Genomic DNA, 23014 nt, shown 5'->3' with positions numbered 1-23014 from the left:
CTCGTAAAAACGGTCTTCGACGGGTCTTGTCTGCCCGGGGAGGCCGTTTTTTGGGTTGCTGAGGTGATCTTTGCTTGCTCGCCTGCAGGCTTGGCATATCGGACGGTCCACGCTCATATGGATAGGTTAGAAGAATGGACAAGGAGCGTGCAGACCGTGAACAAAGCCAAAATGACATTCCGGTTTGATGGGGAAGGCCGGGAAATCCGGCCGGAGCTGCCGCTGGAGATTGCAGAGATGCCGAAGCGGGATGCGGTGCCTCGTTATCGAGCGATCGAAACGGTGGAGGAATGGGGAGATCCTTTTACGGACCATACGGGGATGGGGTTGACCGTATTTCCGGGAGGACGGGATCGCAACCTGAGCCTAGACACGAGAGAGGTCGACCAGATCGGACGTGAAATGGAATATCCGGAGGACTATACTACTTCCACGGCCAATGATTGGGAGGAAATCTACGGAAAGGATCCCTGGCAGACCGAATGGCAGGAGGAGGCTCCTCCGCTCTATTCTCATCCCCATCGAACCTCATGGTGGAAGGTCGCGGGCTCCTTGACCGGGGCGATTGTTACGGGCGCGTTGTTCGGGTTTGTTGTATTATCCTTATTCAATCAGGATGTGAAGTTTCCACTTCCGGGCATCGGGGTGCCGCAGCAGACCGATATGGGTGAGGCGGCAAGTTTACCGGTCATGGGAGACATAGAAGGGTCGACGACGACACCGGAAGAGAACATCCCGCTCATCAGCGTTGCTTTGCCGGAACAAACCTACTATTTTCTACAATACGGTGTGTTCAGCACAGCGCAAGGTGTGCAGCTGGCGCAGGAGGAGCTGCAAGCCTCGGGTATTGCTGCTGCGAGGGATACCGTCGACGAGAAACGGGTATACGCGGGGGTTTCGACAGAGCGTGAGCAATCGAAGTTGCTCAGCGGTCAACTGAAGGCGGCTGGCGTGAACCTTATCTTACACGAGATTTCGTTCCCGGCGGCGGCCAACGTCGAATTTTCCGGAGAGCGCGAGGCTTTGTCAGGCTTTATGACGCAAAGCGCAGAGCTGGTTCGCCTGCTTAGCACTACGTCTGCTGCGCTACTGACCGAAGCGGATCCACAGCCGCAGCAACATGCGGAGCTGGAGCAGTTGGAAGCGAAGCACCAAGCCTGGACGGAAGGCGCCTCGGCCATCCGCGGCAAATGGTCGGCAGGGGGAGCGCTCCTGGCCGGTGAAATGGAGAAAGCGATCAACGGGGCCGTCGAGGCTATGGGTGAATACCAAAAAAACGGCGCAAAAACGCTGCTCTGGGAAGTACAAAATGAGATGATGCGCTTCATCATGGCTGAGCAGTCTCTAGTTGAGGCCGGAGTCACAAATCCAGGCCGCTAATACAATAAAAGACAGGGAACTGGAAATAGTTACCCCTGTCTTTTTTGTGTTTGCGCCCGGGGCTAAAATAATCTTATAATAGGTTAGTGTCAAAAAATGGCGGGGATGACAGCAATCACTGTCGAATACTCACCCATTTTTTGTTAACTTATGTTTGTAACCATTCAGGACATCAAATCGTCTTTTCAAAGGAGAGTTCCGCATTGGATACCGCGTATTTGCGCCGGATCATACTTGCCTCCACTTCACCTCGCAGGCGTGAACTAATCGCATCGCTGGCCATTCCGTTTGAGGTGCTGCCCAGCCATACGGACGAATCTTATGAGGAGACGTTGCCGCCGGAGCAAATCGTGAAGGAGCTTGCCGGCCGCAAGGCGGATGCCGTCTACCGTGGGCTTAACCCGACGGGAGACCGTAATGCAGTTATCGTCGGCAGTGATACGATCGTGGTACGGGACGGCGACGTCTTGGGCAAGCCGCGGGACGTTCAGGAGGCTGCGGAGATGCTGCGCAGCTTACAGGGACGAGACCATGTGGTGTATACCGGCGTGGCTTGCGTGGATGCCTTGACCGGCTCACGCCAGGTCGACTATCGAGCGACGACTGTAACGATGAAGGCATTGTCCGAAGCGCAAATCCAGGCCTACGCCCGTAGCGGGGAAGGATTGGATAAAGCCGGGGCGTATGCCATCCAGGGACTTGGCGCAACGATCGTGACCGGGATCAAAGGCTGTTATTTTAATGTCGTTGGTTTACCCTTATCGTTGCTCGTCGACATGCTGGAGGATTTTGATATTCGGGTATTGTAAGCAGGTAGCAAGGCTTGCCGCGATGGCAGGTCATCAGGAAGTGATAAAGCATATCCTTCCGAACTTAGGACGGGCCTACCGGTATCGCCGGAAGTCGCCCGAAACCATTCGGAAGCGGGGGATAACGATGGAACAAGCTCCCTATATGCTGCGTGATCTGCCTTCTGAGGAGCGGCCAAGGGAACGAATGATGAAATATGGAGCAGGTGCGCTCAGCCATGCTGAACTGCTAGCCATCCTGTTGCGCACGGGAACACGCCAGGAGTCGGCGGTTCATGTGGCACAGCGGCTGCTATCCGGCGTAGGCGGACTCCGCGGGCTGGTGGATGTCAGCTTGGACGAAATGACGAAGCTGAAAGGCATCGGTCCGGCCAAAGCGATCCAGCTGAAGGCGGGGATCGAAATGGGACAGCGATTAGCCAAAACGCGGCTTCCGGAACAACGCACGATTCGCAGACCGGAGGATGCAGCCGAATTGCTAATGGAGCAAATGCGCTATTTACAGAAAGAGCATTTTGTTTGTCTTTTTTTGAATACGAAAAATCATATCATAGCTCAGGAGACGCTTTCGATCGGAAGTCTGAACGCTTCGATTGTGCATCCGCGGGAGGTGTTCCGCGCCGCGATCAAATGCAGCAGTGCTTCCGTCGTATGTGCCCACAATCATCCCAGCGGCGATCCCAGCCCGAGTCCGGAGGATATCCGGATGACACGAAGGCTTTGCGAAGCGGGGGAGATCATAGGCATCGACGTGCTTGATCACATCGTCATCGGGGATGGGAAGTTCGTCAGTTTGAAGGAGCGGGGCTTGATGTAGCGTAGGCGGATCTACGTGAGAGGGCGGAAGACCCGGCTGAATTCAAGATTCGCTGCCGCAAATCACTTCTGTGATGAGCTTCGTGATCGGAAGATGACTTTTTGAACAACCGTTTCAATGAAGGTTCAACAAGTCAGGTTTCGAGCACCAAGAAGGTTGGATGAAGCTAGGGGCTGAGTAGCGGAGCGTAGGCGGATCTACGTGAGCAACGGAAGACCCGGCTGAATTCAAGATTCGCTGCCGCAAATCACTTCTGTGATGAGCTTCGTGATCGGAAGATGACTTTTTGAACAACCGTTTCAATGAAGGTTCAACAAGTCAGGTTTCGAGCACCAAGAAGGTTGGATGAAGCTAGGGGCTGAGTAGCGGAGCGTAGGCGGATCTACGTGAGCAACGGAAGACCCGGCTGAATTCAAGATTCGCTGCCGCAAATCACTTCTGTGATGAGCTTCGTGATCGGAAGATGACTTTTTGAACAACCTCTAATATAATGGGTTAGATACAGAAGGAAAGGAAGAAGCAGCATGTTAGGTGGTTTTACAAAAGACTTGGGTATTGACTTAGGGACGGCAAATACGCTGGTATATACGAGAGGCAAGGGCATTATCGTCCGGGAACCTTCCGTGGTAGCGATTCATACCGACACGAAGAACATCGTGGCCGTCGGCGAATCCGCCAAGAAGATGATCGGCAGAACCCCTGGCAACATTCGGGCGATCCGTCCGATGAAGGACGGCGTGATCGCCGATTTCGATACAACGGCAACGATGATTAAATATTTTATTAGCCAAGCGCAAAAGCAGCGTTCGCTGTTTCAACGCCACCCGAACGTAATGGTTTGCGTTCCGTCGGGGATCACAGCTGTTGAGCAGCGGGCCGTAGAAGACGCGACAAAGCAAGCCGGCGCGCGCGAGGCCTATACGATCGAGGAGCCTTTCGCTGCAGCGATTGGCGCGGATTTGCCGGTTTGGGAACCAACCGGCAGCATGGTCGTAGATATCGGCGGCGGGACGACGGAGGTCGCGGTAATCTCCCTTGGCGGGATCGTCACCAGCAAATCCGTCCGCGTCGCGGGCGACGAAATGGATGAGGCGATTATCCAGTACATCAAACGCCAATATAACCTGATGATCGGCGAGAGAACCTCCGAGCAGCTCAAAATGGATATCGGTTCCGCGCTTGCGTTGGAGAAGGTCGAAACGATGGAAATTCGCGGACGCGACCTCGTGTCGGGGTTGCCGAAGACGATCACGATCACCTCTGACGAAATCTCCGACGCGCTTAGCGATACGGTAGGCGCTATCGTTGACGCGGTAAAGGTAACTTTGGAGAAATGCCCGCCGGAATTGGCCGCCGACATTATGGACCGAGGAATCGTGTTGACCGGTGGCGGCGCGTTGCTGCGCAACCTGGATAAACTGCTGGCCAGTGAAACCGGCATGCCGGTGATCGTGGCGGAGAATCCGCTGGATTGCGTGGCGATTGGTACGGGCCGCGCCTTGGATAATATTCATTTATTCAAATCAAAAAGTAGTTCAGCCCTTCGTTCCAAACGATAATGTTCGTACGGGAGAAGGCACCCCTGATATGAATGCGGCGCCGTCCTGAATTGGACGGCCAATGCCGTTTTTCCAAGAAAAATGTATGGTTGGAGGGTGCGGAAACTGTTTAAGCTGCTTGGCAACAAAAGATTGTTTATTTTGTTGATGGGACTTATTTTGTTTATTGCGGTGATGGGATTTACGCTAGGGCCAAGAACCAACTTGTCTTGGCCGGAGAAATTCGTTAAGGACACGGTTGGCTTCGTGCAATACGTGTTTTACAAGCCCGCTAGCTATGTAGCGGGCTTGTTTGAAGATATTTCGAACCTCCGCGCGCTGCAGGAGGAGAACGAACAGCTCAAGATTGCATTGGCGCATTATACCCGCGACAAAGCGACCTATAACTGGATCGAGCAGGAGAATGAGCGGCTGAAGGATAAGCTTGATTTTACGGAAGCCCAGAAAAGAATCTACGATTACACCTGGAAGATCGCTCAAGTAGTTAGCGTTAATGACGATCCCGTCAATCGCACGATCATCGTCAACCTCGGGGCTCGGGAAGGCGTCAAGGAGGGGATGGCCGTCACTTCCGAGAAAGGCTTGGTTGGTGTAATCAGCCATGTCAGCAACTTTACGTCCACCGTCCGTCTCGCTACGGCGATGGATGCCAAGGACCCGAATTCCAACGGCATTGCCGTTACGGCGCAAGGGAAGGAGAACGACGTCTTCGGTATGATCGAAACGTTTGATCGCGAGCAGGGGATGTTCCTGATGACACGGATTGAAGATGCCACTCCGTTGAAGGAGGGGGATTTGATCGTCTCCTCTGGGATCGGAGGCGTATTCCCTCGGGGGATGGTCGTGGGAACCGTGAAGGACATCCAGGTTGGAGAATACGGCTTAACCTATACCGCCACAGTGGAACCCGCGGCAAACTTCACGGACTGGAAGGAACTATTTATCGTCTTTACACCGGAAGGTGAAGGCGAGTGAACAAGCGAAAATTGATTCTATTCCTGCTGATGTTCCTGTTGTTCATTCTGGAGGGGACGCTGGTTCCTTGGCTGGTTCCATCGGCTTGGCAGTCGCGGATAGCGCCTCATCTGGTTTACATGGTCATTCTTTATTTCTCGGTATATGAGAATCGGCATACGGGACTAATTCTAGGTCTAGTATTTGGGATGCTACATGATATCGTTTTTTATGGCGCATTGATTGGAGCCTACTCCTTCGCCATGGGGCTGTCCGGCTATCTGCTTGGGCTCTTGTCCCGCAATCAACGGGCGCCCCTGCCTCTGATGATGATCATTGTATTGCTCGGCAGCCTTCTTCTGGACTCGATCCTGTTCGGCACGTATTCGCTGTTCGAACTGATCCACCAGCCTTATACGTGGGCGCTAAAAAACAATATCATCCCGAATGTATTCGTGCAGTTCGTGTTTGCGCTGGCGATATACGTCCCGCTAAGGCGTCAACTCGAAATCATCACTCGCCGACGCTCTCCCGAGGAGAATGCTTGACTTCCCGCTTATTTTGCTTGCCGTAAGCAGGAACTTTTCCGCTTCGGCGCGAATTGATTAGGGGGGAGGGACAGGCTAATGACAGTGAAATCCAACCACGTGACGATTAAAGGCATAAAAGATGGCCTGGTTTTCCTGCTGGACGACAAATGCGACTTTTCAAGTCTTCTGGAGGAATTGAAGTATAAATTGGAATTTAGCCATCAACATATTTTGACCGGACCGATCATCCATGTCGATGTGAAGCTGGGAATGCGTCTCGTCACTGACGATCAGAAGGATATGATTCTTGATATATTGAAGCAAAAAGGCAATCTGCTTGTACGCTCCTTCGAAATGCCGGAGATCGTCCGCGCCGATGACCCGCAGGCTCTGACTACGATTGCGGGCATCGTCCGCTCGGGGCAGGTGCTGCATCATGAGGGCAATCTGCTATTTATCGGGGACGTTAATCCGGGAGGGACAATCCAATGTACCGGCGACATTCTGATTCTGGGTGCTCTGCGGGGGATGGCCCATGCGGGGATCAAGGGCAATGAGAATTCGATTATCGCGGCTTCGTACCTGTCTCCGACACAGCTTCGGATTGCGGAGACGATCAGCCGGCCTCCCGATGAATGGGAGAACCGGGAAACGAGCATGGAGTTCGCTTTTCTTCGAGAAGGGAAGATGCAGATCGACAAGATCATCAATATGACCCGGGTGAGACCGGACCTTAACGTGTTTAAAGGGGTGTGAATCATGGGACAAGCTATCGTAATTACATCCGGCAAAGGCGGGGTCGGCAAAACGACCACCTCGGCCAATATCGGAACGGCGCTTGCGCTGTTGGGGAAAAAAGTCTGCTTGGTCGATACGGACATCGGTTTGCGAAATTTGGACGTGGTCATGGGACTGGAGAATCGAATCATCTATGATTTGATCGATGTCGCGGAAGGTCGCTGCCGATTAAATCAGGCGCTGGTCAAGGATAAGCGGTTCGATGAGCTTTACATGCTTCCGGCGGCGCAAACGAAAGACAAAAATGCGATTTCGCCGGAGCAGGTCAAAGATATTATTCTGGAGCTCAAGAAGGAGTTCGAATTCGTCATTATCGACTGCCCGGCCGGGATCGAGCAAGGATTCAAGAACGCCATTGCCGGTGCGGACCAGGCCATCGTCGTTACGACGCCAGAGCATGCCGCGGTGCGAGATGCAGATCGGATTATCGGCTTATTGGAGAACTCGCATATCGCTTCGCCGAAGCTGGTGGTGAACCGGATTAAGATCAATATGATGAAATCCGGGGACATGCTGGATATCGAAGGGATTTTGCAGGTGCTAAACATCGATTTGATCGGGATCGTGCCGGATGACGAACTGGTCATCAAAGCCGCGAACAGCGGCGAGCCTACGGTGATGAATCCGGATTCTTCGGCAGCGATCGCTTACCGCAACATTGCGCGGCGGATATTAGGCGACACCGTGCCGCTCATGCTGCTGGATCAGAAGAAGGGCGTATTTACGCGCTTCAAGAAGTTTTTTGGAATGGGTGGATAATCGTTGTTTTTTAAACTTAGAAAAGTGGACTGGCTCATGGTGGGGATACTCGCCTTGTTCATGCTGTTCAGTACCCTCCTGGTACGCAGTGCCATTGCTCCCTATGAGACGGAGTTCCAGGGTTATGATGTAAAGACGATCCTATTTTATTTGCTGGGATTCGTTGTCGTGTTCGGTATGGCCTTGGTTGATTATCGTACGTTGCTTCGTTATAGCTGGTATGTTTACGCCGCAGGTTGCGTGCTCCTGGTGATGGTATACCTGTTTGCGCCGGAAATCAACGGGGCACGAAGCTGGTTTCGGATCGGGGGACTGCAATTTCAACCGGCCGAACTGGTGAAGGTCATCCTGATCTTGACGACGGGGTATTTACTTGGCATAAAAATGGGGCAGCCGCTTCAATTCCGGCGCGACATCATTCCGATCACTTTGGTGACGCTGCTGCCGTTTGTTCTGGTGCTGATTCAGCCGGACTTGGGAAATGCCATCATCTATCTGGTGGTGCTGGTAGGAATGCTCTGGATCGGCAACGCCAGGTATAGCCATGTCTTGATCGCTTTAACCGCCGCGGTTGCGGCGTTAATCCTCTTCGTTACGTTGTTTAACGCCTATAACACGCAGATTCAGGACTATTTGGAGAAGCACCAGAAGCTCCACTGGTACCAACGGATCAATACGTTCATTAACCCGGATCAAGCGTCGAGTGATGACAGGCACCAATCGAACTACGCCAAGATTGCCATCGGCTCCGGGGGACTGCTCGGCGACGGTTACATGAAAGGCGACTTGAAGAACAAAAAATTCGTTCCGTATCCGTATTCGGACTCGATCTTTGTTGTCGTTGGCGAGGAGTTTGGGTTTATCGGGGCTTCGGTGCTGCTGCTGCTCTACTTCTTATTTATCTATAGGATGATCTTAATCGCTCTGCATTGTATCGATAAACGGGGAGCTTACATCATTGTCGGAATCGTGGCGATGTTCCTGTTCCAGATCTTCGAGAACGTTGGGATGATGATCGGCCTGATGCCGATCACCGGGATTACGTTGCCGTTCATCAGCTACGGGGGAACCTCGCTCTTAATCAATATGTTATGTATCGGACTGGTGTTCAGCATTAAGCTGCATCAGGAGAAATATAAGGTGGAATAGGATAAACCGGTGCCGAGTGGCATCGGTTTTTTTTGCATCGTAGGGGGCTATGGCGGTGTATTCGTACGTTCATATTCCACTCCAGCGGTTCATAAGTATAAGTACAGGCCAAGGACAAACCGTGCATTGGACCGGAGGGATGAAAGCATGGACGTGAAATCAAATGTAAAGAAACGGAGGGCGGAGCGGATTCGCCAGCTGACGTTGGAAGACGCCGCGGGTCCAGGCCCGCTGCGTCCGGAACGAGGATGGGAATCGGCACCAGGTCAGGCCACGGTTCCGCAGAGGGAACAAACGGGGCGGAACGCGAAGGGGGAGCGCGCTGACTTCACCGTATCCTATCCCGATCCCGAGCTGTTGTGGAAGCGTGGACAAGGCCGTTGGCAAGATCCTTACGGAGGGGCTTACGGAAGCCGTACCGAGGATCCCATCGTTCCCGGGCCTAGAAAAAGATCTACCTTTTGGACCGCTTTGTTCGTCCGACTCGTGATTAGCTCACTCTTGTTTGCAGCAGTCTGGGGCATGAACCGCTATGAGCCGTCCTGGGCGACTCCGATTCGAGCATTTATTGCCAAGTCGCTTACCGTGGAGATGGATTTTCAAGCCGTAGAGGCCTGGTATACGCGTTATTTCGGCGGAGCCCCGTCGTTTATTCCGATATTCAAAACCAACGAAGATAGCGGACTTCGAGTTGGAGCGGCAGCCGGATTCTCGTCGCCGATCGCCGGCCATTTGGCCAGCCCATTTGCCCTAAGCTTAAAAGGGATCGAGATTATCCCCGACACCGGCAGTTCGCAGGTAAAAACGATCGAGACCGGACGGGTGCTTCGCGTTGCCCGGGATGCCGTTACCGGACAGACGGTGACGGTACAGCATGCTGGTGGTTACGTCTCCGTGTACGGCCATTTGGAGCAGATCTCCGTCGAAAAAGGGGACTGGCTGGAAGGGGGCGATGTTCTGGGCAGCCTTCCTCCGCGAACGCAGTCCCCATTGCCGACGCTCTACTTTGCAATCCAAAAAGATGACCGGTATATCGATCCGGCGGATGTGATTCCGTTTGATTAAATGGCGAGGCATCGCGTTTTCTTTTCATCCTTTGTTCGTCATCATCATGCTTACGTCGGTGCTGACCGGTCATTTTCTGGAGTTGCTTGCTTTATTCGCCATCGTGTTCGTTCATGAGATGGGCCATGTGTTCGCGGCCCGCATGTACGGCATCAAGGTATTGTCCGTTCAAATGCTTCCGTTTGGGGGCGTGGCGGTCCTGGAGGATGCGGGGGATATGACAGCAGGACGGGAGATTGCCATCGCCTTGGCGGGACCGCTGCAGAACGTCCTGCTGATCGGCGCCTCTCTGTTGCTGCATGCCGCCGGGATGTGGGACGGGCCTTTTTTGGACTATTTTATCCAAAGCAACCTGCTGATTGCCCTATTTAACCTGCTACCCATCCTGCCGCTGGACGGCGGGAAAGTCTCACAGGCCTTATGCAGCCTGACGATGCCTTACTACGCCACGCTGATTTGGTCTTACCGCATCAGCTTGCTGTTCAGCGCCTTGCTGCTGGTGTATTCCTTCTTGCCGTTGCTGCTGGGGCTCGGGGGGATGCAGCTGAATCTTCTGATGATCGGCTTTTTTCTGCTTTATTCCAACCTGACGGATTATCGGAACATTCCTTATCGTTTCTTGCGTTTTCTGGTGAACCGGGATCGTAGCTTCGCAAGACATCTGTTGACCGGGACTTTGGCCCAGCCGATCGTTGCCGAAAAAACGAAACCTTTGGATCATATTTTGCGTCTATTTAAAAGAGAAAAATACCATTTTATTTATGTGATGAACCACCAAGGGCATATCGTAGCGGTCGTGCCGGAACAGCGAGTCATTTCCTCTTTCTTACAGGGGGGTTCCGGGGCTTGAAGCGCGAAAGTCGTGATATAATGAAACGGGCATGTGACTGGATAAGGCGAGTTCATGATCCATGGATGACGAACGTATGAAGGGTGAAATCATGAAAAGGATGATGGTTCACTGCGGACCCGGCTCTACCGAGATCGCGCTTCTGGAAAACGGCAAACTGGTGGAGTATGCGGCAGAGCGTTCTCAGCATAGAGGACTGGTTGGCAGTTTCATTAAAGGCAAGGTGGTTAATGTCATTCCGGGCATGCAGGCCGCTTTTGTGGATATCGGTCAGAAAAAGAACGCGTTTCTCTATATCGACGACGTGCTGCATCCTCATTTGGAAAAGCAGCCAAAGCAGAAGCCGTCGATTGCGCAACTGCTGAAGCCCGGCCAAGAGCTGGTTGTTCAGGTTGTAAAGGAAGCGATTGGCAATAAAGGGGCTCGGGTAACAACGCATTATTCTTTGCCGGGACGCTGGATTGTTTATATGCCGACATCCGGTTATGTCGCCGTTTCCAAGAAGATCGGGCGCGAAGAGGAGAGATACCGCCTTAAGATGCTCGGTGAGGAATTGCGCGAGGAAGAGGAAGGGCTGATCCTGAGAACGGTTGCCGATGAAGAAGACGGTGAAGCGATCGGGGATGACCTCACACAGCTGCGCAAACAGTGGGCCGCCATTCTGGAGAAGGCGAAGCACGCTGCGGCGCCGGTCGTGTTGCACCAGGATCTAAGCATGATCCAGCGACTGATGCGCGACGTGTACAGCCCGGAAACGGACGAGCTAATCATGGATTGTCCGGAGCAGGCGGAGGAGGCGCAAGCCTTTCTACAGGCGATGCTGCCGGGGGAGACGCCGCGCGTCATCGTGCATGAAGGCGCTGTCCCTTTATTTGATTACTATGAAGTGAAGCCGCAGCTGGAGAAGGATTTTCAACGCAAGATCTGGCTGCCTGGGGGCGGCTATCTCGTGTGGGATACGACAGAGGCACTGACCGTCATCGACGTGAACACCGGCAAATTTACCGGAGGCGACAGTTTGGAGGACACGGTGTTCCGCACGAATCTGGAGGCCGCGCAGGAAATGGCTCGGCTGATTCGGCTGCGGGACACCGGCGGAATTATCATCGTCGATTTTATCGACATGGACAGCGACGAGCATCGCTCAGCCGTTTGCGAACGGTTGGAGCAAGCGATGTCCGGTGACCGAACGCAGCATCATATTTTGGGCTGGACGAAGCTTGGTTTGCTGGAAATGACGCGGAAAAGAATGAGAGAAGAGAATACGGTAATCAGTTGATTTTTTACGAGGCCCATGATAGTATATTAGGGTATGTGTCATAAGTTAGCTTGTGCACATGCTGCAACCGCTCCGATCGGGTTACAAGTCCGCTGGACCTAGCGTCTATCGGCACCTGAATCAGGCGAGTCTGAGACATGAGGAGGTGCAAGCAAATGTACGCAATTATCGAAACTGGCGGTAAACAATACCGTGTTCAAGAAGGCGATGTGCTTTACATCGAGAAATTGAACGCTGAAGACGGCGCAAGCGTAACGTTCGACCGTGTGTTGGCAGTATCCAAAGGCGAAGGATTGGTAACGGGAGCTCCATTGGTATCCGGTGCTAGTGTAACGGCGAAAGTCGAAAAACACGGCAAAGGCCAAAAAGTGATCGTTTACAAATACAAACCGAAGAAGAACTACCACAAGAAGCAAGGTCATCGTCAACCTTACACGAAAGTAACCATCGAGAAAATCCAAGCGTAAGAAGGTGCGGTAATTTGATTTTCGTCTCCATATTGCGCCGGAAGGATAACGGCATCACAGGTTTTGAGGTGGAAGGCCATGCCGGCTACGCCAAGGCTGGGGAGGACATCGTCTGTGCGGGCGTTTCAGCCGTGACCGTAGGAACGGTCAATTCGATTGAAGCGTTGACTGGCATTGTCATGGACTCCAGGATGAAGAACGGCTTTCTTAGCGCGGATCTTCCTGCTACGGCCCGGACGGAAGCCGAAGAACAAGCGCAATTGCTGCTTGCCTCGCTTGTCGTTATGCTAAAGAGTATCGAAGAATCATACGGGAAGTATATTCAGATACAGGACGTCATTATTTGAAGAAGGAGGTAGACTACAATGTTGAAATTGGATCTCCAGTTATTCGCTTCCAAAAAGGGCGTAGGCTCCACGAAGAACGGACGCGACAGCATCGCGAAACGCCTTGGCGTGAAACGTGCTGACGGTCAAGTCGTAACGGGCGGAAGCATTCTCGTTCGTCAACGCGGAACGAAAATTCACCCAGGTACGAACGTAGGCATCGGTTCGGACGATACGCTGTTTGCTAAAGTCGACGGCGTTGTGAAATTCGAACGTTGGGGTCGCGATCGCAAAAAAGTGAGCGTCTACCCTGTGGAAACCGCTCCTGTAGCGGCTACAGTCGAAGCTTAAGAGCTTATAAGCAAGAGCCCTGGCACGTTGGTGTCAGGGCTTATCTTTTTTTACATACATAACGAGAGCGAACTTGATTTAGGTATGTTATACTGGGTAGTGATGCCAGGGTGAGGACTTCATTTCACCCAATTTGTTAGAGGAACGGGGAAAATATGAAACATCGGTTCATGGTGAGGGCGATGTTCGTGCTGCTTGCGGCCGTTAGCCTGACACTTGCTTATTTCCTGAAATCGCCGATCGGACAGGTCCTCCTGTGCGGGGCTCTTTTCGTGTTGTTTTGGGTATATGTTCGGCATCTTCGGAAGGCGGCCGAAACCGAGCGGAAGCAGTTGCTGGAGTCGATCCAAAGAACCGCCTCCGCCACTTTAGGTCATCATCGCCATGATTGGATGAACGATCTGCAGATTTTGTACGGATATATCCAGCTTCGGAAAATTGATAAACTGGCCGATTGCGTGGAAAGAATAAAAGGACGAATGGCCGTGGAGAGCAAGATCGCTAGGCTTGGCATTCCGGCTTTGGTCTTCTACTTGCAATCGTTCCGCGAGGTGAACGGTTCGGTGCAACTTGAGGTTGATATTGAGGACGAGCTGCAGTTGGACAGTTTGCTTACCATCGAAGAAGCGGAAGAATTGACGGAAGCTATCGTGGAATCGGTACGGGTGTTTCAGTTTAACGGGCGGTCTTCGTGGGGCGAGACGCTACAACTGAAAATATCGATGTACCGCGAAGGCGGCGAAGTGTTGGTTCGGTTTGATCAGATCGGTTCAACAGGGAATCAGGAGGCACTTGCTCGTCACATCGATGAAGGAATTACAGGAATGCGAATACGGGCTGACCGAGGCGATGCGGAGAACGGTTCGCTGCGGCTTCGGGTGTCTTGCGGAAAAATAAACGAGGTGAACGCATGTTTGTAGATAAAGCGAAAATTTATGTCAAAGGGGGCGACGGCGGCGATGGGCTCGTAGCCTTTCGCCGAGAGAAGTACGTACCCGAGGGCGGTCCGGCCGGCGGTGACGGAGGTAAAGGCGGCGACGTGATCTTTCGCGTCGACGAAGGCCTAAGAACGTTGATGGACTTTCGATATCAGCGGCATTTTAAGGCGCAGCGTGGGGAAAAAGGGCGGAATAAGAGCCAGCACGGGGCGAATGCGGAGAATATGATCGTAAGGGTTCCTCCGGGAACGGTCGTCATCGACGATGACTCCCAGGAGGTAATTGCCGATTTGACGCGCCATGGGCAGCAAATTGTTGTCGCCCGCGGCGGGCGGGGCGGACGCGGCAACATCCGTTTCGCTACGCCAAGCAATCCGGCTCCCGAGCTCGCAGAGCATGGCGAAGAAGGCCAAGAGCGCTGGGTTGTGCTGGAGCTGAAGGTGATGGCCGATGTCGGACTAGTTGGATTCCCGAGTGTCGGGAAATCAACGTTGTTGTCGGTCGTATCGGCAGCCAAACCGAAAATCGGCGCCTACCATTTCACAACGATCACCCCGAATCTTGGTGTCGTTGAGGTGGGCGACGGGCGCAGCTTCGTGATGGCGGATTTGCCCGGGTTGATCGAAGGCGCCCATGAAGGCGTTGGCCTCGGCCATGAATTCTTGCGTCACGTGGAGCGGACAAGGCTTATCGTTCATGTCGTCGATATGGCCGGTTCGGAAGGACGCGACCCGTTTGACGATTGGCAGAAGATCAACGACGAACTGCGGCAATACAACGCGGATTTGGAGAAACGTCCGCAGATCGTGGCCGCGAATAAGATGGATATGCCCGAAGCGGCGGAGTATCTGGAGAGATTCCGCGAGGAAGTCGCAAAGGTACGCGGGGATCTGGAGATCATGCCGATTTCCTCTCTGACCCGTCAGGGCATCCAGGAACTGTTGTACCGCGTGTCGGATCTGCTGGATCAAATTCCGGAAGCACCGGCGATCGAGGAAGTCACCGAACTCGCGGAGCGTAAAATTTTCAAATTGGACAAGACGGAAGACGAAAGCTTTACGATTCGCCGCGAGAACGAGACGTTTGTGGTGGAAAGCGTGAAAATCGAGCGGATGATGAAACGGATGCAGCTGAATTCCCATGATGCAATTCTGAAGCTGGCCCGCACGCTGCGGCATATGGGCGTTGACGAAGAGCTGCGTAAGCGGGGCGCTAAGGACGGGACACTGGTTCGTATCGGCGACTTCGAATTTGAATTTGTCGAAGGCAGCAGCTACTATTATTGATGTGAAAAAGCACCTTTTGGGTGCTTTTTTTAATATAAGGCGGGATAAAAAGCATTGCCACTCTGCCTGATTTCCGTTATAATGTCCACTATACGAAAACAAAGGTCTCTAAGGAGAGGACGTTCGTGAAAGAGCACTACTATTTGGTACGCGAGGATATTTTGCCTGAAGCGGTGGTTAAAACGTTGCAGGTGAAGCAACTGCTGGCCTCCGGCGATGCGAAAACAGTGCATGAGGCCGTAGCTCAGGTCGGCTTGAGCCGCAGCGCCTTTTACAAGTACAAGGACGGCATTCATCAATTAAATCAAATTGAACGGGAAAGCATCGTGACGATTTCGTTTGACCTGGAGCACCGGTCGGGAATTTTGTCGAAAGTGCTTGCGCTGATCGCCGGGTCAGGCGGTAACGTTTTGACGATAAACCAAAGTATACCGCTTCAAGGCAAAGCGAATGTCGTGATTTCCGTGGAAACCTCGCGCTTAACCGAGGAGCTGGATGTGATGCTGAACTCGCTGCAAGGCATCCCGGGAGTTAGGAGAACGCAGATTGTTGGGCAAGGATAAGAGAAGAAGCCATGCGGGAATACCCGCGATTGGATAACGGGAGGGGACGGCTGTGAAGCCTGTGAAAGTAGGACTGCTCGGACTCGGCACGGTGGGGACTGGCGTCGTCCGGATCTTGGAAGGACATCAGGAGGATCTCAGCAGTCAGGTTGGTTCGCCGATCGTCATCGAGAAAATCGCCGTTAAGACGTTAGCAAAAACACGCAGCATCGATGTGGATCCGCGCAAGCTGACGGAGGATCCCTGGTCGGTCATCCGTGACCCGGAGATCGATGTTATCGTGGAAGTGATGGGTGGCGTCGATCAGACGAAAGCTTATATTCTGGAGGCGCTGGAACGCGGCAAGCATATCGTGACCGCCAACAAGGATTTGATGGCGCTGTACGGCTCAGAGATTCTGGCTAAGGCGATGGAGCATCAATGCGATGTGTTTTACGAGGCAAGCGTGGCTGGCGGCATTCCCATCATCCGCACGTTGATTGAAGGGTTTTCCTCCGATCGAATCATGAAGATCATGGGGATCGTGAATGGGACGACCAATTATATTTTGAGCAAAATGAGCCAGGAAGGCGCCTCCTACGAGGATGTGCTGAAGGAAGCGCAACAGCTTGGTTATGCAGAGTCGGATCCGACCTCCGACGTGGAAGGATTGGATGCGGCCCGTAAGATGACGATTCTTGGGACTCTGGGGTTCCGTACGAACGTGGAACTAAATGATGTGCATGTTCGGGGGATTTCATCGGTGTCGAGGGAAGATATTTTATATGCTAAGCGTCTCGGTTACGAGATGAAGCTGCTTGGCATCGCCGAACGGCAGGATGACGAATTCAGCATTACGGTGCAGCCGACCATGGTCAAGAAAACGCATCCGATCGCGGCTGTAAACGGCGTATACAACGCGGTGTACGTGCACGGGGAAGCTGTTGGCGAAACGATGTTCTATGGAGCAGGCGCCGGGGAGATGCCGACCGCCACCTCCGTGGTGGCGGACCTGGTTGCCGTCGTCAAGAACCTTAAGCTTGGCGTCAACGGTTTGAAGGCGATCGTTCCATATAAGCCGAAGAAGCTCAAAACGGACGAACAAATCGCCTACAAGAATTTCCTGTTGCTACACGTCGACGACAAAGCTGGCGTCTTGGCGCAAATCACTCAGGTTTTTGCCGAATACGAGGTCAGCCTGGAATCGGTCGTGCAATCGCCGAACACGAATTTGGCCGGCGCTGAGATCATGATCGTGACGCACAACGCTAGCAAGGCCAGTATGAATAAGGTTCTGGCCCATTTCGAATCGCTGGACGTCATCCATCGGATCAAAAGCGTGTACCGCGTAGAGGGATAATCACATTAATCAGATAAAGGAGTTCTTATTGGATGAGATATCTTGGATTGCTGGAAACGTACAAGGAATATTTGCCGGTGAACGACAAGACGCCGAAGCTGACACTGCAGGAAGGCAATACCCCGCTGGTTCGCGCAGAGAACCTCTCGAAGGAGCTGGGGCTTGACCTATACTTCAAATATGAAGGGTTGAACCCGACCGGCTCGTTTAAGGATCGCGGCATGGTCATGGCCGTCGCCAAAGCGGTCGAGGAAGGCAGCCAGACAATCATGTGCGCATCTACGGGGAATACTTCAGCTGCTGCTGCGGCCTACGCCGCCCGTGCAGGGATCGATTGTATCGTATTGATTCCCAATAACAACATTGCTCTCGGCAAGCTGGCTCAGGCGATGATCTACGGCGCGAAAGTGATCGCGATCGAAGGAAACTTCGACCGGGCGCTCGAGATTGTACGCGACATTACCGCCAAGCATCCGATCACGTTAGTGAACTCGGTGAACCCGTACCGCATCGAAGGCCAGAAAACGGCGGCATTCGAAGTGTGCGACCAACTAGGGAAGGCCCCTGATGTACTCGCCATTCCGGTCGGCAACGCCGGTAACATCTCGGCTTACTGGAAAGGCTTCAAGGAATATCATGAGCGTGGCAAATCGACTTCCTTGCCACGGATGGTCGGTTTCGAAGCCGAAGGTGCGATGGCGATTGTCAAAGGCGAACCGATCTTGGAGCCGGAAACCATTGCGACCGCCATCCGGATCGGTAACCCGGCAAGTTGGAAGACGGCTATTGCTGCAGCGGAAGAGTCCGGCGGGCAGATCAATTACGTAACGGATGATGAAATTCTCGATGCATATCGGATCATAGCCGCGAAGGAAGGCATTTTTGCCGAGCCCGCTTCGGCGGCTTCCATCGCCGGCGTTTATAAGCTGAAACGCGAGGGATATTTTAAAGGCGGAGAGACAGTGGTCTGCGTTCTGACAGGGCATGGCCTGAAGGATCCGAATATCGCCATCAAGAGCATCGGCGGCGAACCGCTCGTCGTTCAGGACACGGAAGAAGCGGTGCTGGATGCGATCGCCAAGCTGCAAGGAGCCCAGGCATGATTCGCCAAGAAGGCGTTCGGGTCAAGGTGCCGGCAAGCACGGCGAACTTAGGCCCTGGCTTCGATACGCTAGGTATGGCGCTGAATCTCTATTCTTGGATCGAAATGAAACCGGCCGATTCCACGGTTTTCCGCCTACATGGGGAGAACCTGGAGGGGCTGCCGACCGATAAAAGCAATCTGGTGTATCAGGTCGCGCAAACGGTGTTTGCGGAAGCTGGCGTGACTTTGCCGGAGTTGGAAATCTCGATGAAATCGGATATTCCGCTGACCCGCGGGCTTGGCAGCAGCGCTTCGGCGATCGTCGGGGCGCTGTTTGCCGCCAATCTGCTGATCGGCGAGCCTTTGAGCCAAGCGAAGCTGTTCGATATGGCGACGGCGCTGGAGAAGCATCCGGATAACGTGGGTGCTTCCCTTTTCGGCGGGATCATTACCGCCGTCTGGGACGGAACGCACGCCGATGTGCTGCGCATCGAGCCGCCAGCGGATCTCGAGGTGCTTGTGGCCATCCCTGATTTTCAGTTGTCCACCTCCAAGGCTCGCGAGGCATTGCCTAAGCAGATTAGCCTGCAGGATGCGGTATACAACGTCAGCCACTCTTCGCTGCTGACCGCGGCGCTGACCTCGGGTCGGTTGGACCTGATCCCGGTCGCAATGCGCGATCGGCTGCATCAACCCTACCGGGCATCGCTGGTGCCGGGCATGGCTCGGATCCTTGAGGAAGCGACGGCCCATGGAGCGTTAGGCGCCGCCTTGAGCGGGGCCGGTCCGACGCTGCTCTGTTTGACGGACCGCCGTAAGGGAGCGGAAGATCAGCTTGAGGGGTTCCTCCTTGAGGTGCTTGGCGAGCAGGGCATCACCGCGCAGACGATGCGATTGAAACCTTGCACATTGGGGGCCGTGGCGCTTACTATGGAGAGTGAAGGTTCATTTTTGGATTATATTCAGGCTTAGAGGGCGGGTAGACCGGCTGCATTCAATAGAATTGGAGCACCGAGACCGTTGGATGAAGTTAGGGAGTGAGTAGTAGAGATGAAACGAATAGCATTGCTGCCGGAAGGCTCGGTGTCCCATGAAGCAGCGCTGCACCTGTTCGGCGATGAGCCGGTGGAGCTGCTTCATTTCAAGCAGATATCCGACGTATTCTTAGCTACGGCCAGCGGTCACAGTGATTACAGCGTCATCCCCATGGAGAATACGATCGAAGGCTCTGTCAGCCTCCATATGGACTGGCTTGTCCATGAGGTGGATATTCCGATGCAAATCGAATGGGTATATCCTTCCGTGCAGAATTTGATCGGCAATCGGGAGGAGTTCCAATCGGGGGATCAACCTGGCGATATCGATTATTCCAAAGTGACGAAGGTGTTGTCACATCCGGTTGCGATGGCCCAGTGTCTGCAATTTATCCGCTCACGGATGCCGCGAGCGGAATTGGAGCATGCGGGCAGCACTTCGGAAGCGGTGGAACTGGTGAAGAAGAATCCGGGACAAGGTTGGATGGCGATCGGTACGGCACTCGGAGCCAAGCGGTACGGTTTGGATGTCCTGGCCCGCCAAGTGACGGATCATGACAACAACTATACCCGGTTTGTTCTAATCGGCCCTCAGCCGCTGGAACTGGCAATCCCGGCAGCCCAGAACAAAACGAGTCTGCTTGTGACGCTGCCGGAGGATTTTCCAGGTGCATTGCATCAGGTATTGTCCGCGTTCGCATGGCGTAAACTGAATTTGTCGCGAATTGAGTCGCGTCCCACCAAGAAACGGCTTGGCAATTACTATTTTATTATGGATGTGCTTGAATCTCTCGATGCCGTGCTGCTCAGCTCAGCGATTGGAGAAATCGAAGCATTGGGTTGCCAAGTACGCGTGCTGGGGAGTTATCCCAGCTTATCGTTTGGAGAACAAAAAGCGGAGGTGCCAAAATAATGGCAGAACAATGGATTTACTTAGATGGACAATACGTAACCAAAGATCAAGCAAAGGTTTCCGTATATGATCATGGTTTTTTGTACGGAGACGGCATTTTCGAAGGCATCCGCATTTATAACGGAAATATTTTTAAATGCAAAGAGCATTTGGACCGTCTTTACGATTCAGCTAAATCCATCATGCTGGAGATTCCGCTGACGTATCAGGAAATGGAGAACGCGCTAGTGGAGACGCTTCGCCGCAATGAGCTTCGCAACGGTTACATCCGTCTGGTTGTTTCCCGCGGCGCCGGTAACTTAGGTCTCGATCCGAACCGTTGCCCGAAAGCATCGGTCGTCATCATCGTGGAGCAACTCGCGATCTATTCGGAAGAAGCCTACAAAACCGGGCTGAAAACCGTTTCCGTATCGACGCGGCGCAACATCCCCGATGCCCTGAACCCGAAAATCAAATCGCTGAACTATTTGAACAATATTTTGGTGAAAATCCAATCGAACCTGTCCGGTGCGGGCGAAGCGATCATGCTGAACGCACAAGGGTACGTGACCGAGGGCTCGGGCGACAATATTTTCATCGTCAAGAACGGAATGATCACCACCCCTCCATGTTACTTGGGGGCACTGGACGGAATTACCCGCCAGGCGATCATCGAGATTTGCCGCAAGAGAGGCTACAGTATCCAAGAACAGCCGTTTACGCTTCACGATGTGTATGTCGCTGACGAAGTGTTCCTGACAGGGACGGCTGCTGAGGTCATCGCCGTACGTGAAGTCGACGGCCGCATCATCGGAGAGGGACATGCCGGTCCAATCACGCTGAAGCTGCTGGAGGAATTCCGTGCGATCGTAGATCAGGACGGAGTGAAGGTTTGGTAAGAACGCGCGAGAGCTAGCATGAATCCTATTTTCCTTGACCTAAGAGGGAGATAGGATTTTTTCTTTTCCTGGATGTCAAAAACCGGGCGCCTGCATAGGATGTAATAAATGGGCCCCGGGCGATCATCACGTACCGGAGAAGAAACCTAGGAGGTCTTTATCGCGTGAAAATCCATATTGTGAAAAAAGGCGATACTTTGTTTGAGCTCTCAAAAAAGTATAACGTGCCTCTGGAGAAACTGATCGAAGCTAACCCGCAGTTCGCCAATCCGGATCAGTTGAACGTCGGCGACAAAGTGAAGATTCCAGCCGTGGCTGTGCCGATCGGCGGTGAATCGGGCAATATCTACAAGCACGTCGTGAAGCAAGGGGACACGTTGTGGAAGTTGTCCAAAGCCTGGGGCCTGCCTTTACAGACCCTGATCGCGGCAAATCCTCAGCTTAGCGATCCGAACCAGTTAAAGGTAGGGGATGTTGTAAACATTCCGACGGGTACGGGATCGCCCGCCGGCGGAGCCGCCAACCCGCCAGGACCTAACATGGGATTGTCGCCGGCGCAAACCGGTAAGAAGAACACGGCCCCCATTGCCGGTACGGGCACGAAAGCTCCGACAGGCGTCAAGCCGGAAATGACGGCGCCGAAGCCGCCGAAGATGGAAGTCCCTAAGGTTCAACCTATTCAAACGGAAAAACCGAAACCGAAAGAAGAGCCGGCGAAGGTTGAACCAGCGAAGGTAGAACCAATCAATGTTATGCCGCCGAAACAGCAACCGGTACATGTCGAACCGCCCAAAACAGTACCCATGGAGATCAAAATTGAAGTGGAGCAAATACAATATGAATCCACGAAACTCCAGCCGATTCAATATCAGCCGCAAAAGCAGGAGCCGGTTAAAGTTGAACCCTATAACTATCAACCGATGAATGTCGCACCAGCCAATTATGGGCCGACGAACGTCAGCCCTGCGGCCAATGTCCCGATGAAAGGCGAACCTATGGGAGTCAGCCCTTATGGATATGAGCCGATGAAAGGCGAACCTATGGGAGTTAGCCCTTATGGATATGAGCCGATGAAAGGCGAACCTATGGGAGTTAGCCCTTATGGGTATGAGCCGATGAAAGGTGAACCTACGGGAGTTAGCCCTTATGGTTATGAGCCGATGAAAGGCGAACCTATGGGAGTCAGCCCTTATGGATATGAGCCGATGAAAGGCGAACCTATGGGAGTTAGCCCTTATGGATATGAGCCGATGAAAGGCGAACCTATGGGAGTCAGCCCTTATGGATATGAGCCGATGAAAGGCGAACCTATGGGAGTCAGCCCTTATGGATATGAGCCGATGAAAAGCGAACCTACGGGAGTTAGCCCTTATGGATATGAGCCGATGAAAAGCGAACCTACGGGAGTTAGCCCTTATGGATATGGGCCGAATGTGCAACCTATCCAATACGCAAACCCTGCCTATCCGAGTCACGGTATGTCGCAGTTCTTCCCAACACAACCATCTCCGACTGTACTTCCGGCCATGGGTTACGCCCCTTCACCTTGTGGATGCTCGGGAGCTACCCCGTATTCGTATACGGCTCAAGAAGCCTATCCTCCTTTTTATCAATATCCGGTGGCAGCCGAACCTGTATCCGCTCTTTACGACAACACTTCAATGCCACAGCAACCAACAGCACTCTCCCCGACGGAAGGGGAGTATCCGGGGATTTCAAACGTTAACGCTCTCGTGTCGCAAATGCCCAATTTGGGAGGGGTGAGCCCATACGCCAATCAAGCTCCCAATGCAGGATATCAGCCGCTTGGAATTTCGCCACAGGCCGTATCCCCTGAATCGTACGGTAATAGCTTCTACCCTCAGACCATGGATTGGGGTCATCAG

General features: G+C 53.2%; 24 protein-coding genes and 1 other annotated feature (1 of these 25 only partly in view). All 24 genes read left to right on the top strand.

Annotation, left to right across the window (positions count from 1 at the left end):
• Positions 1-156: 156 nt before the first annotated feature.
• Entirely contained in the window at positions 157-1380 is a 1224-nt protein-coding gene (locus MKZ15_RS17830) for an SPOR domain-containing protein (protein ID WP_339817194.1), read from the top strand.
• Positions 1381-1583: 203 nt separating this feature from the next.
• Complete coding sequence (locus tag MKZ15_RS17825) at positions 1584-2189, top strand: Maf family protein (RefSeq protein WP_339817192.1); 606 nt, start codon at positions 1584-1586, stop codon at positions 2187-2189.
• Between the two features lie 127 nt (positions 2190-2316).
• A complete protein-coding gene (radC, locus tag MKZ15_RS17820) occupies positions 2317-3006 on the top strand; it encodes a DNA repair protein RadC (protein WP_339822495.1) in 690 nt (229 codons plus the stop codon).
• 524 nt (positions 3007-3530) lie between these two features.
• On the top strand, positions 3531-4565 hold the full coding sequence (locus tag MKZ15_RS17815; protein WP_193418068.1) for a rod shape-determining protein: 1035 nt from the start codon (positions 3531-3533) through the stop codon (positions 4563-4565).
• Positions 4566-4661: 96 nt separating this feature from the next.
• Positions 4662-5540 (top strand): rod shape-determining protein MreC, encoded by an 879-nt coding sequence (mreC, locus tag MKZ15_RS17810; RefSeq protein WP_213623373.1) that lies wholly within the window; start codon positions 4662-4664, stop codon positions 5538-5540.
• Complete coding sequence (mreD, locus tag MKZ15_RS17805; protein ID WP_213623374.1) at positions 5537-6067, top strand: rod shape-determining protein MreD; 531 nt, start codon at positions 5537-5539, stop codon at positions 6065-6067. Before mreC ends, mreD begins: the two co-directional genes overlap by 4 nt.
• A gap of 78 nt (positions 6068-6145) precedes the next feature.
• The gene (gene minC, locus MKZ15_RS17800) at positions 6146-6805 is read left to right on the top strand and encodes a septum site-determining protein MinC (protein ID WP_155608637.1); all 660 of its coding nucleotides are present in this window, start codon (positions 6146-6148) and stop codon (positions 6803-6805) included.
• 3 nt (positions 6806-6808) lie between these two features.
• Positions 6809-7606, top strand: a complete 798-nt coding sequence (gene minD / locus MKZ15_RS17795) for a septum site-determining protein MinD (protein WP_155608638.1) — start codon at positions 6809-6811, stop codon at positions 7604-7606.
• A 3-nt stretch (positions 7607-7609) separates the two neighbouring features.
• Positions 7610-8755, top strand: coding sequence for an FtsW/RodA/SpoVE family cell cycle protein (locus tag MKZ15_RS17790; protein ID WP_339817190.1), 1146 nt, complete (start codon positions 7610-7612; stop codon positions 8753-8755).
• A 147-nt stretch (positions 8756-8902) separates the two neighbouring features.
• Positions 8903-9820: a M23 family metallopeptidase gene (locus MKZ15_RS17785; RefSeq protein ID WP_339817189.1), complete on the top strand. Its 918-nt coding sequence runs from the start codon at positions 8903-8905 to the stop codon at positions 9818-9820.
• Positions 9813-10670 carry a M50 family metallopeptidase gene (locus MKZ15_RS17780; RefSeq protein WP_155608641.1) on the top strand — a complete coding sequence of 286 codons (858 nt, stop codon included), beginning with the start codon at positions 9813-9815 and terminating at the stop codon, positions 10668-10670. Before MKZ15_RS17785 ends, MKZ15_RS17780 begins: the two co-directional genes overlap by 8 nt.
• 91 nt (positions 10671-10761) lie before the next feature.
• On the top strand, positions 10762-11949 hold the full coding sequence (locus MKZ15_RS17775) for an Rne/Rng family ribonuclease (RefSeq protein ID WP_155608642.1): 1188 nt from the start codon (positions 10762-10764) through the stop codon (positions 11947-11949).
• Positions 11950-12004: 55 nt separating this feature from the next.
• Positions 12005-12091, top strand: a sequence feature (ribosomal protein L21 leader region).
• A 13-nt stretch (positions 12092-12104) separates the two neighbouring features.
• The gene (rplU, locus tag MKZ15_RS17770) at positions 12105-12416 is read left to right on the top strand and encodes a 50S ribosomal protein L21 (protein WP_059040908.1); all 312 of its coding nucleotides are present in this window, start codon (positions 12105-12107) and stop codon (positions 12414-12416) included.
• Positions 12417-12430: 14 nt separating this feature from the next.
• Positions 12431-12763, top strand: a complete 333-nt coding sequence (locus MKZ15_RS17765; protein ID WP_339817186.1) for a ribosomal-processing cysteine protease Prp — start codon at positions 12431-12433, stop codon at positions 12761-12763.
• A gap of 18 nt (positions 12764-12781) precedes the next feature.
• Positions 12782-13093: a 50S ribosomal protein L27 gene (gene rpmA, locus MKZ15_RS17760; protein WP_036620517.1), complete on the top strand. Its 312-nt coding sequence runs from the start codon at positions 12782-12784 to the stop codon at positions 13091-13093.
• A gap of 155 nt (positions 13094-13248) precedes the next feature.
• Positions 13249-14013: a Spo0B domain-containing protein gene (locus tag MKZ15_RS17755; RefSeq protein WP_339817183.1), complete on the top strand. Its 765-nt coding sequence runs from the start codon at positions 13249-13251 to the stop codon at positions 14011-14013.
• Positions 14004-15317 (top strand): GTPase ObgE, encoded by a 1314-nt coding sequence (gene obgE / locus MKZ15_RS17750; RefSeq protein ID WP_193418046.1) that lies wholly within the window; start codon positions 14004-14006, stop codon positions 15315-15317. Before MKZ15_RS17755 ends, obgE begins: the two co-directional genes overlap by 10 nt.
• A 125-nt stretch (positions 15318-15442) precedes the next feature.
• Complete coding sequence (locus tag MKZ15_RS17745) at positions 15443-15880, top strand: ACT domain-containing protein (protein WP_193418044.1); 438 nt, start codon at positions 15443-15445, stop codon at positions 15878-15880.
• A 52-nt stretch (positions 15881-15932) separates the two neighbouring features.
• Positions 15933-17219, top strand: coding sequence for a homoserine dehydrogenase (locus MKZ15_RS17740; protein WP_193418042.1), 1287 nt, complete (start codon positions 15933-15935; stop codon positions 17217-17219).
• 32 nt (positions 17220-17251) lie between these two features.
• A complete protein-coding gene (thrC, locus tag MKZ15_RS17735; RefSeq protein ID WP_339817180.1) occupies positions 17252-18322 on the top strand; it encodes a threonine synthase in 1071 nt (356 codons plus the stop codon).
• Entirely contained in the window at positions 18319-19275 is a 957-nt protein-coding gene (thrB, locus tag MKZ15_RS17730; RefSeq protein WP_339817178.1) for a homoserine kinase, read from the top strand. The genes thrC and thrB overlap by 4 nt, the downstream gene beginning before the upstream one ends.
• A gap of 78 nt (positions 19276-19353) precedes the next feature.
• The gene (gene pheA / locus MKZ15_RS17725; RefSeq protein ID WP_155608649.1) at positions 19354-20250 is read left to right on the top strand and encodes a prephenate dehydratase; all 897 of its coding nucleotides are present in this window, start codon (positions 19354-19356) and stop codon (positions 20248-20250) included.
• Positions 20250-21128, top strand: a complete 879-nt coding sequence (gene ilvE, locus MKZ15_RS17720; protein ID WP_155608650.1) for a branched-chain-amino-acid transaminase — start codon at positions 20250-20252, stop codon at positions 21126-21128. Before pheA ends, ilvE begins: the two co-directional genes overlap by 1 nt.
• A gap of 164 nt (positions 21129-21292) precedes the next feature.
• Positions 21293-23014, top strand: the 5' portion of a protein-coding gene (locus MKZ15_RS17715; RefSeq protein WP_339817177.1) for a LysM peptidoglycan-binding domain-containing protein. It continues 429 nt past the right edge of the window; only the first 1722 of its 2151 coding nucleotides appear in the window; it begins with the start codon at positions 21293-21295; its stop codon lies off the right edge, out of view.

It is taken from the genome of Paenibacillus sp. FSL R7-0216, from assembly GCF_037969915.1.
GTDB lineage: Bacteria > Bacillota > Bacilli > Paenibacillales > Paenibacillaceae > Fontibacillus > Fontibacillus rhizolycopersici.
The sequence above is the reverse complement of the archived record's forward strand: the minus strand, read 5'-3'. Positions and strand labels throughout refer to the sequence as shown.

Bases quoted from the DNA above. Each gene is read 5' to 3' on its own strand.
- obgE (WP_193418046.1), top strand. From the start codon at position 14,004: ATGTTTGTAGATAAAGCGAAAATTTATGTCAAAGGGGGCGACGGCGGC.
- rpmA (WP_036620517.1), top strand. From the start codon at position 12,782: ATGTTGAAATTGGATCTCCAGTTATTCGCTTCCAAAAAGGGCGTAGGC.
- MKZ15_RS17775 (WP_155608642.1), top strand. From the start codon at position 10,762: ATGAAAAGGATGATGGTTCACTGCGGACCCGGCTCTACCGAGATCGCG.
- thrC (WP_339817180.1), top strand. From the start codon at position 17,252: ATGAGATATCTTGGATTGCTGGAAACGTACAAGGAATATTTGCCGGTG.
- radC (WP_339822495.1), top strand. From the start codon at position 2,317: ATGGAACAAGCTCCCTATATGCTGCGTGATCTGCCTTCTGAGGAGCGG.
- MKZ15_RS17815 (WP_193418068.1), top strand. From the start codon at position 3,531: ATGTTAGGTGGTTTTACAAAAGACTTGGGTATTGACTTAGGGACGGCA.
- MKZ15_RS17785 (WP_339817189.1), top strand. From the start codon at position 8,903: ATGGACGTGAAATCAAATGTAAAGAAACGGAGGGCGGAGCGGATTCGC.
- ilvE (WP_155608650.1), top strand. From the start codon at position 20,250: ATGGCAGAACAATGGATTTACTTAGATGGACAATACGTAACCAAAGAT.
- minD (WP_155608638.1), top strand. From the start codon at position 6,809: ATGGGACAAGCTATCGTAATTACATCCGGCAAAGGCGGGGTCGGCAAA.
- thrB (WP_339817178.1), top strand. From the start codon at position 18,319: ATGATTCGCCAAGAAGGCGTTCGGGTCAAGGTGCCGGCAAGCACGGCG.
- MKZ15_RS17755 (WP_339817183.1), top strand. From the start codon at position 13,249: ATGAAACATCGGTTCATGGTGAGGGCGATGTTCGTGCTGCTTGCGGCC.
- pheA (WP_155608649.1), top strand. From the start codon at position 19,354: ATGAAACGAATAGCATTGCTGCCGGAAGGCTCGGTGTCCCATGAAGCA.
- rplU (WP_059040908.1), top strand. From the start codon at position 12,105: ATGTACGCAATTATCGAAACTGGCGGTAAACAATACCGTGTTCAAGAA.
- minC (WP_155608637.1), top strand. From the start codon at position 6,146: ATGACAGTGAAATCCAACCACGTGACGATTAAAGGCATAAAAGATGGC.